The organism is Flammeovirga yaeyamensis (assembly GCF_018736045.1).
GTDB lineage: Bacteria > Bacteroidota > Bacteroidia > Cytophagales > Flammeovirgaceae > Flammeovirga > Flammeovirga yaeyamensis.
In genome coordinates this window covers 3172263-3184934 of the sequence record NZ_CP076132.1, presented here as the reverse complement: position 1 = coordinate 3184934, position 12672 = coordinate 3172263, and the positions used below count along the sequence as shown (strand labels likewise).

The window sequence follows — 12672 nt, the reverse complement described above, 5'->3', positions numbered from 1 at the left end:
AAAAAATAGGAAAATCTATAAGTTGAGTAAAATCATCAAATGTAAGATTAAAGTGTAAATTGAACCGAAATAAAATTCTTCCATTTTGTGTTATACTAATGATTTGTATTGATATTCTTTGTTTGTGTAGTAAATACGTTTAAAATTCTTGTAATAAACTTATTTTCAAAGAGTTCAAACTATTTGCAAACAAAATAGATATATTTTATAATTGTAATGTTAATGATACAAAGATTATATCTATTGCAACCAAATAAATTATCATGAGCGAAGTAAAAATCGTTGCAGCTGCTGAAGCTGCCCTGACAAAATTAACAAGCCTAAATAAAAAAGGAGAATACGAAAAGCAAGTGAATGACCTACAATGGGTATTAGCTTCTTTTAAAAACGACGGTAACCCTGAAGGTGTATTCGAAAAAGTAGCTGAAGCACAAACTGTTTTAGCAGACCTTAAGGCTCAAAAACCAAGAAGCGTAGCAAAAAAACTAATGGATCAGTTGACTGAGGCATTGGCATAAGCTAACTTCTTAGCTTAAAAGACATTAAAAAGAGGTTTCTCATTCATTTGAGTAACCTCTTTTTTCGTTCAAAAATTGTATCTTTAAGAGAGATTTTTTATTAAACCTAATATGAGATGAAAAAGATATTAAAAGTATTATCTATTTCTGCAGCTCTTTTTTTAATGAGTTGTGGGGCAAATTCAACAGCTGAACAAGGATGTTGTGACAAGGAAAAAGCAGAAACTTGTGCAAAGTGTGATAAATGCTCTAGTGGTGATAAATCAAATTGTAAAATGGATGAAGACACTACAATGCATAAATGTTGCAAAGAAAAAATTGCGAATGGTGAAAAAGCATGTTGCTCTAAAGCATCTTAGTTTTTATCATTTAATTATAGAGGTGAAACTGAAAATTAGTTTCGCCTCTTTTTTTGTAGGTAATTAATTAAGTATATTGTGTTACAATCAAAAACACTATGCACAAATACTTAATTCTCTTTCTTCTCTTTCTTTCTTCTTATGTTTATGGTCAAAAACCAAAATTTGAATTTCATTCTTATGGTAGAGTAGGCGTATCTTCCTCTGTATATGAAGAAAAAGTAGGCTCTAGACTCAATTTAAGTCATCAAGGAGCCTTAGGAGGGCGTCATGAAGAGAACGATTATATTGAAATGACAGTTGTCGCCAACATCGAGGAGATCTTTAAAATTGAAAAAGATAAACCTAATATTCGATTTGTTTTAACCACACAATCCTTTTCAGGAAATAATACTTTTATAGCTAATAATACGGTCATTAATTTTGCCGAAATGTATCTTGAGGTATATGATACTCTCTTTAACATACCTGTAAGCATGTGGGTTGGAAGTAGGTATTACAGAGATAAAAATATCGATATGGCCGATTATTGGACGTTTAATAACCTTACAGGTCAAGGATTTGGCTTTCAATATGGAAATACAAAGATTGCCTTAGTCAGCTCATTAGTCTTACAAGATCAGCCGGGAAACCCCTATGGTGATGAATTATATGATGATGGTCGTCAGAAACATATTTTAGCCTTACAACATCAAATTGATATCAACGAGAATAATTCATTACACTTACTAGCTGAATATCATTTTACAGGTAAAGATTCACTTAAGGATCCTGTATTTATTAAAGACAGGGTAAGTGATTATGGAGTTTTAGGAGGTGTGATGCACAGATATCAAAAAGGAGATTTTATTAATAATTCATCCATTCGATATGGTTCTAGAATTGCCAATGGACCTGGTGATGATGGATGGTCTTCAAGGTCGTTTATCAATTTTGGTAACCCGAACCAGACAGGTCAATTTAATGGAGCCTATGGTGTAAACTTTACTGAAAATTTCGTTTGGGATGTCAACGATAAATGGGGTATCATGGGGTATGCTGTTTATCGATATGCCATAGGTGCTTCAGCCCCAGTGTTTGTAGGAACTACTCGCCCAAATGAAAAATGGGACTTATCTGTTGGTGTTCGTCCACAAGTATTCTTAACCGATAAAATTCAATTGATGTTTGAATACCATTATCAGATGAGGGATTATCAAGAATTCACAAACGGTATAGTCGGTTTCGATCCAGGTTTGGGAGTGATGAATAAATTTACCATCGCACCAGTATATGTGCCAACAAGAGAAAGATCACTAATGGCAAGGCCTCATATCCGATTTGTCTACTCTTTAGCTTTTTATAATGATGTCGTAAAGCAGAATGGCTTATCTCAATTTTATGAAGCAGGAAATAAAGGGGATTTTGGACAATATATTGGGTTGAAATCGGAGTGGTGGTTTTGAGTTAAGTGAAAAGTTAAAAATGAAAAGTGAAAAACGTGAAATGTTAGGGTTAACTTGTAAGTGGTCCGTGAGAGAGGTTTGCATAAGTCGGGCATGTTCTTAGTTCGAATATGTGGACGGTGTAAGTGGTTCGTGTTCCGAGTGACTGAAGTCGACTCGCTGAGGAATGTAGTCCAAGATAATTTAGTGTAAACTTTCAACACCGAACTAAAGACAAGAACACTTATTGTTACTATAAACAATAAGTGTTCTCACTTATAAGTTTTTTTAAAAAACGCTCTTTACTCTTCGCTTTTCACTCTTCACTTGAATTTATTCCCCCCAGACATTTCACGTTTTTCATTTTTAACTTTTCATTTTTAATTTATAGAGATATTTTTTCACCAATAGAAGGTAAAAGCAACTCTTTCCCTTTCGCTTTAAATTTCTCTTTCGCATCTGCTTGATCGATAACAATTGGAGGGAAGGTGTCGTAATGATATCCCAATACTTTATCGCATTCTACAAATTCAGAAGCAATTACTGCGTCATTTACGCCCATGGTGAAATTATCGCCAATAGGTAGAATGGCTAAGTCCAATTTAGGTGAAGTCATCGGTATTAATTTCATATCCATTGTGAGGGCCGTATCTCCTGCAATGTATATACAAGCCTCAGCGTTGGATAAAATAAAACCGCCTGGATTGCCTCCGTAAGTACCATCAGGTAATACACTAGAGTGAATGGCATTAACGTATTTCAGTTGACCAAAATCGAAAGAGAATTCACCTCCGTGATTCATTGGATGACCATTCAATCCTTTTTCACCATAGTAAGAAACGATCTCGAAGTTGGATATGATTTGTGCTTTTGTGCGTTCAGCTATTGCTTCAACATCGAGTACGTGGTCTTGGTGACCATGTGTTATTAAAATGTAATCTACTTTTAATTCATCGATATTAATATGCGAAGCTTTTTCGTTTGCTGAAATAAATGGATCAACAAGTAATGATTTGCCTTGGGTTTCTATTAGAAGGGAAGCATGCCCTAAAAAAGTGATATTCATAATGTTACTTAGATTAATTTATGAAATTAATAGTGTAATGAAGTTACATTGAAAATTCAATTCAAATTTGCGAATATTAATACAAGTATTACAATTTATTATTTGAATTGTTTTTAATTTGTTTTATATTGAGCAATATAATATTACTGCTTAAAATATCATATTAAACAAGCCATACTCTTCAAATAAAATGGAACAATTTTATGTTTATGATGCTCTAAACTATTCACTCATAATGCGAACAAATAGGAGAGCTGTTTTGAAAAAAGAATTAAGTATTACCCTAAATAATAACAAAGTGAAGCTATTAAAAAATAGACATCCTGTTATGATTTTATCAGGTAGTAATGTAACAAGGCGACCACTTTTTGTCAGTCTACAGCCGTTAAATGAGGAAGTGATTGAAGGTCTTTTTGTGAAATATCAATTAGATAAATTCTATGTAAACGAAGAAGAAACAACAGAAGCTATTTAATGCTTTTCGATGATAGGTTGAAAAGCTTTGATACTAATGCTAACATTTTCTCCGAGGACTAAAGATTTTGCTATCGTTTCGTTAGTAGTTATTTGTATAACCTCTTTGTCTATTAGTAAAGTGACAATATAAATAATGTCTGCTTTTTGGATGCTTAAAACTTTTCCTTTTAGTTTAAATTTACCCTGTAAAGGGTTAGGGTTAAAAAATACCAAAGGCGATTGTAATTCTTTATTTTGACCTTTTTCGATTGGTAAAACCTTGTCGCAGAGTTTATAAATTTCTGGAATATCATGACTGATCATCAATGTGGTTAGCTGATATTTACGATGTATCTCACTTAAATATTCTTGAAGTTTTTCCCTCATTTGGTGATCTAAAGCAGAAAGAGGTTCGTCAAGTAATAGTATTTCAGGTTCTTGAATAACTGCCCTAGCTATAGCTACACGTTGTTTTTGTCCTCCCGATAGTTGATGAGGATAAGAGGAATAGAGTTCTTTAAGATGCATAATCTCTGATACCTCATCGAGTGTATTAGAGGAATCATTTGATTGTGCATATTTTAGGTTTTGAAGCACAGTTTGATGAGGGAATAGAGCAAAGTCTTGAAATACCATTCCTACTTTACGCTTTTGGGGTGGGAGGTTGATATTATTCTCTGTATCTACCCACACAGTATCATTTACTTTTATAAAAGTATCATTTGATTTAATTAGACCAGTGAGAATATTAAATAATGTAGTTTTACCAGCTCCAGAATCTCCAAAAACTCCAACGAAGGCACCTTTATCAATAGAGATATCAAATGATAAATTAAAATGAGAGGTATCGAATTGATGTTTTGATTTAATATGTATCATTTACTCTATCTTTTCTTTGGAGAATAAACATTAAAAATAAAATCACGAATGAGAATATCAAAAGTGTAATCGAATAGTAATGAGCCGATGCAAAATTCATCATCTCCACTTGATCATAAATGGCAATTGAAGCTACTTGTGTCAATCCAGGGATATTGCCACCTATCATTAATACAACACCAAATTCTCCCACTGTATGTGCAAAAGCCATGATGAATCCACTTAAAATCGACTTTTGTATAAAAGGAAGACTAATATGGAAAAAGGTCTTGATTTTCGATTTCCCCATCAAATAAGAGGCATGCAATAATTGCTGAGGAATTTTTCTGAACCCATTGAGTATAGGTTGAAACATAAATGGGAAATTATACAAGATTGACCCAAAAACAAGGCCCTCGAAAGAGAATAATACTTCAAATCCAATCGTGTTTTTTACAAAATCTCCAAAGGGATTATTCGGGCTGAAGGCTTGTAATAAATAAAAACCAATAACTGTAGGAGGTAAGACGAGCGGTAAACTAAAAAGGCTTTCCCAAATAGCACTATTCCATTTAGAATAGGAACTGATTTTATAGGCCAATGGAACACAAACGAGTAGTAGAACTATCGATGTGATCAGTGCCAATTTGAAAGTGATAAATAGCGGAAGCCAATTCATATTTTCTCTAAAATAATTTCATTAGTTTTAATAAAAGCACAGGCCTTTTCTCCTTTTTTAAAGTCTAATCTTTTTACTGAAGATGATGAAATTAAAGAAGATACCATTCCAATAGAAGTTTCAAGAAAAACTCTTGATAAAACATCACCGATTTCTATGTTTTTAATTACTCCACTTACTTGATTCTGAATACTAATATGTTCAATATGATCTTTCCCCATAAAAACCTCAGAATCTTTGAAAATAACTCCTACTTTATCACCTACACTAAAATTAATGGGGTTGATTTCATGATCTATGATGAGTGCCCGAAAGGATACATCATTTAATTGAATACTTAATTGATGTATATTTTGTTGCCCATCTATTCTAGTGATAATGCCTGTAAAACGATTCAATCTCTTTGATTATAAGTGTTGATGATATCTTTACCTTCTTCGTGAAGTAACCAATTTAAAAACCTTTCTCCTAATTCTTCATTATTATCTTTAATAACCACAGCCCCTTGATAGATCGGGCGATATAAAGAAGGATTCACTTTTATCCAAAATCCTATATCTTTCATCTCTGGAGATTGAACTACAAAAAGTGATGTAAACCCAATATCTGTCGCTTGATTGATTACATATTGATTTACCTGTGAAATGCTTTCACCATACACCAACTTTTTTTGATAATTCCTCTTAGATAAGATTTCAGAGCAGGCCATTGTTGCTGCAATACCATAAGGGGCAGTCTTAGGGTTAGCTACAGCTATTTTTTCCACTTGATCGCTATTTAGAATATCTTCGGAATGGAAAGATTTTAGTTTTTTTGACCATAATACTAGCACACCCTCAGCATATATTTTAGGTGGAGATGTGGTTAAATTTTTTTCGTATATATGGTTAGGGTATTTCATGTCTGCACTTATAAATACATCATAAGGTGCTCCATTTTCAATTTGATGAGACAGTTTCCCAGAACTGCCAATAATTAACTCACAAGGTATATTGTATTTTTTGGTAAACTCAGCTGATAAATCTTTCATCACAAAAGCCATATTTGCTGATACAGCCACCCTAAGTGGTTGTTCTTTACTTTGACATGAAGAAAGAAATAAAGTGATTATTAAGAAAATATTGTAAAGTCTATTCATATTAATTTTTCAATGATATATTGTGTTTAGTCTTTTTTCTTATCCCCCTTTCTAGGTATTTTGATTATTGATATTAGCATTTGTTAGTAAAATGTGCTAACATTGATTACTCATTGCGTTAAACCCTATAAATCAACTGTATGTATATTAAAAGTCTACTCACTAATAAAGATTTAAACCTATCTATTGTTTGCTATTTCCCCTACGAAAATGTACCCTTTCAAATAAAAATTGAAGACGTCATCTTTACCATTAAGCAATCTACCACAAAAATTGTCAAAGAAATGCCTAATGGAGAGTTTTTGTATAAACGAAGGAAATTTTATCTGATAGGTGATAAAGGAGATAAAATCAAAATTTCCATTTTCAAGAATATGCGTTTACTTGCCTAATCATCGAAACTCATCAGAAACTCATTTTCTCCCATAATGAAGATGGGAAACCCTTGTTCTGCATACGCTTCCGCATGACGTATTTTTGTTGACTTAAACCCTTCTCCATACTTCTTGTAATCTTGTTTACCTACGACTAAAAAATCCGTTTGCGGAGAAATCTGCTCAGGAATCACATAACCCCCAATATTGACTACTTTTTGCATGGCTGTTTTTCTATTCATTTCCGTTAGCCGCCCTGTAAAGCATACCGATTTCTTGTAAAACCTGTTTTTAGGATCTACATTTTTGGGTGCACTAAAACCATATTCTTTTCTCTTCTTGTAAGGTCGACCACTTCCGTAGGAAGAATAGCCATTATCAGAAGAAACATTGCCAATTTTATGGTTGAACTTATTGCTTAGTTGATCCAGCGAATCGCAGCCGTGTTCTTTTAGCATTTCGATACAAATAATTGCAGACGCCATTGCATCGCTTTCTGCATTATGATGGTTCAATTGTATATCAAAATGTCTGGAAAGATTGGCAAGTCCATAACTAGGTAATCCAGGGAAGGCTTTTCTTGCCATCACCAATGAACAGAAAAAAGAAATAGAAGGCAGGTGTGTTCCATAAACTTGTAATGAACTTAATAGCACATTCATGTCGAAACCTGCGTTATGTGCCACTAGAGGGTATTTTGTCAGTAAATTCGAAAGATCACCCCATACGTTGTCAAATGTAGGTGCATCGAATGTCATTTCTGGAGTGATACCATGAATGGATATATTTTTATCAAAATAGTAGTTCGGAAAAGGTTGAATAAGGTGGTGTTGTGTATCAATAATTTCTTGATTTTCAACCACAGCAAGACCGATAGAGCAAGAACTTGTTTTTTTATCATTCGCTGTTTCAAAATCAATTGCAATAAAACCCATACTCTTTAGAAATGTAAACTTGAAAAATTCTCAACTAATTTTTAATCTAATACTATTTTAAAACTTCTCAAAAGGAGGGGATGTTTATAATTCTCAATAGAAAATATATTAAAAGGTTCTATCATTTGATATTCATAGAAGAAGGGTAGATCCTTAAAAAATATTATTACGATGTCAATTTATATTATAGTATCTTGCACTTAAATTATTCTATTCATTCATTGAACAAGCAAACCAACTGATATGAGACTATTTTTTAGACTATGCTTACTTCATTTATTTATTTCGGTGATTACATGTCATGCACAAAATTTAAATGAAAGAGATACAGTTTATAAACATCAAATAACCGCTTTTCCTTATCCGGCTTATGCACAAGAAACAAGTTGGGAATTCGGCGTATTATCTGTTTTTCAGTTTAAAATGCCTGATGCTACTTTTGGTACAAGACCGTCGAATGCTACATTTATTGGATTTTACACATTAGAAAATCAGCTTCGTCTTAAATTAGAACATACAATTTTCACTAAAAATGAAGATTGGTTGTTAGAAGGTACTTGGGAGCATTCAAAATATCCTGAGAAATATTATGGTGTAGGAAGTACTACTTCGAACGAGGATGAGCAATTGGTAGATTGGAGTAAGATCGACTTTAGGCAACAAATCTTGAAGAAATTAAAAGAGAAAATGTTCCTAGGTCTACAATTGCGTTATGCCAATTATTGGGATATTAGTTTAGGTCCAAAAAAAGATGGTACTCCAGCAGATATTACCACTTTGCCAGGATATGAAGGGGGTAGCGTATCTGGATTAGGGACTACTTATAAATGGGATACAAGGGATCTGGTACTTTCTCCCAAAGAAGGATTTTTTATTGAAGGTCGCTTTGAAGTATACAATAGTATATTTGGTAGTGATTATAATTTTAATGTATTGACATTAGATCTCAGAAAATATTTTGATTTAAGTAGAGAAAAAGAAGGTACTTCTGTGTTAGCTTTTCAGGGTTTAACGAAACAAACTTTTGGTGATAATACTCCTTTTAGAGAGATGGCTTTGATGGGCGGATTAAACATGATGAGAGGTGTTTATGAAGGCCGTTGGAGAGACCAAAAAATGGTGGCATTACAATCTGAATTTAGACAACATTTATTCTGGAGAATTGGGATGACAGCCTTCATTGGAACGGCAAATGTTTTTTCGACTTACGAAAATTTTGATAGCCAAGGTTTTAAGTTTGCAGGAGGTGGCGGATTAAGATTTTTGATTAATAAAAAGGACAAAGCTTCTATTCGAGTAGATTATGGAATTGGATCAGAAAAAAGTTCTGGTTTATATTTAACCTTCGGAGAAGCGTTTTAATGTAATTCATATTGATTAATTCCTCAAAAATCAAGTATAATTTAATAATTGTTTGAATTTTACAAGTAGATTTAATCAATCTTAAAATTAATGACACTAAAATATAATTGAGTTGTAAACAGAGTAACTTAGATTAGTCCATTTTAAAATGAGATTAATGAATACGTATATAGACGTTATCCAAGTATAAGAAAGGTTTTTGATTTATTGTGTGTGTCTTACACTTTTTTTTAATTCAAGTATTACAAAATTATTTCATATACCTTTAAAATATTGATATTAAAAAAATGCAATTAAATGTCAATTTGAGTGTCTTTACCTCTTATCATTTTTTTTAAATGAGTCAAGCAAAATGCAACTAATTTTGTGGGATTTTTTTTAACAAAAACTATGTTAGAAAATGTTTGCTATTATCAATAAAAGGCCATTTATTTGTTATGACGAAGGTGCTTAAAGCAATTTGCATTTTGCTTTGGTGAAAAGGGAAACAGGTGAGAGGCCTGTACTGTACCCGCAGCTGTAATACTATGAAAATGAATTCGAAAAATCCACTGCATTTTAAATGTGGGAAGGTTGAATCAAAATTATATTATAGTTTAGTCAGAAGACCTGCCTAAGTTGTTGCTTGTAACCTCCATCGGGATAATGGGGAGTAAAAGAACTGTCTGAGTAAATCAATTTGATGCCTGGGCTTTTCCGTCAGCTTATAAAGAAAATAAAGCATTGTGTTGTTCAATGAGAACATTTATATGTTTTCATTAGTTGTATTAAAAAAACATCCAAAAGATGAGCTTATTAGATAAACGTGTAGCTTACAAACCCTTTGAATACCCAAAGGCACAAGATTTTATTGACGCTATTCACCAAACTTTCTGGATTCACTCCGAAGTAAACTTTGATGCAGATATTCAGCAGTTCAAAACCAATTTAACAGATCAAGAAAGAGATGTTATTGGTAACATCCTGAAAACGTTTGCCCAAACTGAAACTAATGTTCAGGATGATTTTTGGGGGGTGATTGGTCAGTTTATACCTAAGCCAGAAATTAAGGCAATGGCCATTACTTTTGCTGAAAATGAAGCTCGTCACGCATCTGCATATGCACGTTTAAACGAGTTGTTGGATTTGGACAATTTTGAGGCATTCTTAGAAGACGAGACTGCTATGGAACGTCTTGAAATGCTCTCTCAGGTAACTGTGGATAAAAATGGAAATGCCCAACCGCACGACCTATTACAGAGTATTGCAATTTTCTCGTGTTTTACTGAAAATGTAAACTTATTCTCTCAGTTCGCTATTTTACTGTCCTATAAAAAATTCAAAAATCAACTTAAAGGTATTGGTAACATTATCAAGTGGTCTGCTAAGGATGAAAACTCTCATGCACGTGCAGGTATGTGGTTATACAATACGATGATTGCTGAATACCCTGAGTTGAATACTAAAGAACTTCAAGATCGTATCTATGAAGCAGCAAAAATTTCTCACGATGTGGAAGTAAGGTTGCTGAATGGTATTTTTGAAGATGGTGAGTTGGAATTTTTACCAATAGAACATTTAGTTCACTTCATGAGAGATCGTCTGAATAAAAGTTTAAGCGAAATTGGTCTAAAACCTATCTTTGAAGTTGATAAAGAAACATTGAAGAAAATGCAATGGTTCGATGAAGAAGTATTTGGTTTAGCACACGACGATTTCTTCGCTGTAAGACCTACAGAATATACTAAAAAGACACAATCAGTAACTGCTGATGATCTTTTCTAAATAATAAATTGATACTCTTATTTCTACACCCTCATACACAACATGTCTGAAATTACATTAACTACCGAGGCCTCTAATCTTGAAGCAAATCCAAAATGGATGACAAAAGAAGGTCTTCAAACTTTACAAAATGGTTATTTACTAGAAGGAGAAACTGTAAGAGATGCAGTTACTCGTATCGCTAAGGCAGCCGCAAGTCGTTTAAAAAGGCCCGATTTCGAAAAGAGGTTCTTTGATGCGATTTGGAATAACTATTTATGTCCTGCTTCTCCAGTTTGGTCTAATATGGGAACCGAAAGAGGTTTACCTATTAGTTGTTTTGGTAGTTATATTCCAGATAGTATTGCTGGAATAGGTGCTTCTTTGGGCGAAGTCATGATGATGTCTAAAATTGGTGGTGGTACATCAATTAACATGTCTGATGTTAGACCTAGAGGTGCAAAAATCACAAATAATGGGACATCAAATGGTGTTTATCCATTCCTTGAAATGTACGATTCAGTAATTAATGGTACAAATCAAGGAAGTACAAGAAGAGGTATGCTTGCCGCTTACTTGGATGTAGAACATGGTGATATTGATGAGTTCTTGACGATTAAAGACGTTGGGAAAAGTATTCAAAATATATTCATGGGCGTAACTGTATCTGACAATTTTATTGATAATGTTAGATCAGGTGACAGAAGATCTCGTGAAGTATGGGCAAAAGTGATTAAGTCTAGAATTGAAAAAGGTATTCCTTACATCATGTATAAGGACAATGCCAATAATCAAAGACCTAGATGGTATAAAGACCAAGGTTTTGAAATTAAGGCTTCTAACCTTTGTTCAGAAATTATGCTTCCATCTAACGAAGAAGAATCTTTTGTTTGTTGTTTATCATCACTAAACTTAGTGAGATACGACGAGTGGAAAGATACAGATGTAGTTGAAACAGCTATTTTCTTCTTGGACGCTGTAATGGAAGAATTTATTGATAAAGCCAAAGACATCGAGCACATGCAAAGAGCCGTGAACTTTGCTAAAAATCATAGAGCTCTTGGCTTAGGTGTTCTTGGATGGCACAGTTTCTTACAAAAGAAGAAAATTCCTTTTGTAGGTATTGCAGCTGATTCTTGGACAAGAATTATCTTCAAACAGATTAAAGAGCAATCTATTAGAGCTTCTGAAAAATTGGCTAACGCCTATGGAGAACCTAAAGTGATGATGGATACGGGACGTAGAAACGCTACTCTTTTAACTGTTGCACCAACAACTTCAAACGCATTAATTGCAGGTGGTTACAGTACAGGTATTGAACCTTTGGCAAGTAACTATTATGTAATGGATTCTGCAAAAGGAGTGTTCTCAAGAAAGAATAAACTTCTAGTAGAACTACTTGAAGAAAAAGGATTGAATGAAGACGAAGTTTGGAAACAAATTCTTGCTGATGGTGGTTCTGTTCAAAACATCAATGGCTTAACTGATGAAGAGAAAGAACTATTCTTGACATTTAAGGAGATTAATCAAATGCAGATTGTTCGTCAAGCTGCTTTACGTCAGCAATTCTTAGATCAATCACAAAGCTTGAACTTGAACTTCCCTCCAAATACTCCTGTAAAGGATATTAACGCAGTGTTATTAGAAGCACATGCGTTAGGGGTGAAGACACTTTATTACCAAAGAAGCGAAAGTATCCTTAGAACTCAGATGAATGTAACTGATGATGGTTGCGTGTCTTGTGAGGGTTAAGCAAGTAA

Annotated in this window: 14 protein-coding genes and 1 riboswitch; of the genes, 8 read left to right on the top strand and 6 right to left on the bottom strand. The window is 33.4% G+C overall.

Features of this window, described 5'->3' with window-relative positions; all coding sequences use genetic code 11:
* Positions 1-263 precede the first annotated feature (263 nt).
* The 3 genes from KMW28_RS12580 (at position 264) to KMW28_RS12570 (ending at position 2322) form a co-directional block, all read left to right on the top strand.
* On the top strand, positions 264-518 hold the full coding sequence (locus KMW28_RS12580) for a hypothetical protein (protein WP_066206388.1): 255 nt from the start codon (positions 264-266) through the stop codon (positions 516-518).
* Between the two features lie 116 nt (positions 519-634).
* On the top strand, positions 635-877 hold the full coding sequence (locus KMW28_RS12575) for a hypothetical protein (RefSeq protein ID WP_169663112.1): 243 nt from the start codon (positions 635-637) through the stop codon (positions 875-877).
* A gap of 98 nt (positions 878-975) precedes the next feature.
* A complete protein-coding gene (locus KMW28_RS12570; protein WP_169663113.1) occupies positions 976-2322 on the top strand; it encodes a carbohydrate porin in 1347 nt (448 codons plus the stop codon).
* 364 nt (positions 2323-2686) lie between these two features.
* On the opposite strand, the gene KMW28_RS12565 is transcribed toward KMW28_RS12570, so the two are convergent.
* Positions 2687-3367 carry a metal-dependent hydrolase gene (locus KMW28_RS12565; RefSeq protein WP_169663114.1) on the bottom strand — a complete coding sequence of 227 codons (681 nt, stop codon included), beginning with the start codon at positions 3365-3367 and terminating at the stop codon, positions 2687-2689.
* A gap of 235 nt (positions 3368-3602) precedes the next feature.
* On the opposite strand from KMW28_RS12565, the gene KMW28_RS12560 reads away from it, so the two are divergent.
* Entirely contained in the window at positions 3603-3842 is a 240-nt protein-coding gene (locus KMW28_RS12560) for a hypothetical protein (protein WP_158297543.1), read from the top strand.
* On the opposite strand, the gene KMW28_RS12555 is transcribed toward KMW28_RS12560, so the two are convergent.
* Genes KMW28_RS12555 through modA form a run of 4 tightly spaced genes read right to left on the bottom strand, consistent with a single transcriptional unit; the run spans position 3839 to position 6498 of the window.
* Positions 3839-4702 carry an ATP-binding cassette domain-containing protein gene (locus KMW28_RS12555; protein ID WP_169663115.1) on the bottom strand — a complete coding sequence of 288 codons (864 nt, stop codon included), beginning with the start codon at positions 4700-4702 and terminating at the stop codon, positions 3839-3841. The two genes, KMW28_RS12560 and KMW28_RS12555, sit on opposite strands and share 4 nt — an antisense overlap.
* Positions 4689-5360 carry a molybdate ABC transporter permease subunit gene (gene modB / locus KMW28_RS12550; protein WP_169663116.1) on the bottom strand — a complete coding sequence of 224 codons (672 nt, stop codon included), beginning with the start codon at positions 5358-5360 and terminating at the stop codon, positions 4689-4691. The genes KMW28_RS12555 and modB overlap by 14 nt, the downstream gene beginning before the upstream one ends.
* Entirely contained in the window at positions 5357-5758 is a 402-nt protein-coding gene (locus KMW28_RS12545; protein ID WP_169663117.1) for a TOBE domain-containing protein, read from the bottom strand. The genes modB and KMW28_RS12545 overlap by 4 nt, the downstream gene beginning before the upstream one ends.
* Positions 5755-6498, bottom strand: coding sequence for a molybdate ABC transporter substrate-binding protein (gene modA / locus KMW28_RS12540; RefSeq protein ID WP_169663118.1), 744 nt, complete (start codon positions 6496-6498; stop codon positions 5755-5757). The genes KMW28_RS12545 and modA overlap by 4 nt, the downstream gene beginning before the upstream one ends.
* 140 nt (positions 6499-6638) lie before the next feature.
* On the opposite strand from modA, the gene KMW28_RS12535 reads away from it, so the two are divergent.
* A complete protein-coding gene (locus KMW28_RS12535; protein WP_215585735.1) occupies positions 6639-6890 on the top strand; it encodes a hypothetical protein in 252 nt (83 codons plus the stop codon).
* On the opposite strand, the gene KMW28_RS12530 is transcribed toward KMW28_RS12535, so the two are convergent.
* A complete protein-coding gene (locus KMW28_RS12530; protein ID WP_169663119.1) occupies positions 6887-7807 on the bottom strand; it encodes an exonuclease domain-containing protein in 921 nt (306 codons plus the stop codon). The genes KMW28_RS12535 and KMW28_RS12530 overlap by 4 nt on opposite strands.
* A 243-nt stretch (positions 7808-8050) precedes the next feature.
* Between KMW28_RS12530 and KMW28_RS12525 the strand changes: the two genes are divergently transcribed.
* The 3 genes from KMW28_RS12525 to KMW28_RS12515 all read left to right on the top strand — a co-directional run bounded on the left by KMW28_RS12525 (position 8051) and on the right by KMW28_RS12515 (position 12664).
* Positions 8051-9169 (top strand): BamA/TamA family outer membrane protein, encoded by a 1119-nt coding sequence (locus KMW28_RS12525; RefSeq protein WP_169663120.1) that lies wholly within the window; start codon positions 8051-8053, stop codon positions 9167-9169.
* Between the two features lie 427 nt (positions 9170-9596).
* Positions 9597-9800: riboswitch (cobalamin riboswitch) on the top strand.
* A 155-nt stretch (positions 9801-9955) separates the two neighbouring features.
* Positions 9956-10933 carry a ribonucleotide-diphosphate reductase subunit beta gene (locus KMW28_RS12520; RefSeq protein WP_169663121.1) on the top strand — a complete coding sequence of 326 codons (978 nt, stop codon included), beginning with the start codon at positions 9956-9958 and terminating at the stop codon, positions 10931-10933.
* A gap of 42 nt (positions 10934-10975) precedes the next feature.
* Positions 10976-12664: a ribonucleoside-diphosphate reductase subunit alpha gene (locus KMW28_RS12515; protein ID WP_169663122.1), complete on the top strand. Its 1689-nt coding sequence runs from the start codon at positions 10976-10978 to the stop codon at positions 12662-12664.
* The last annotated feature ends 8 nt before the right edge of the window (positions 12665-12672 follow it).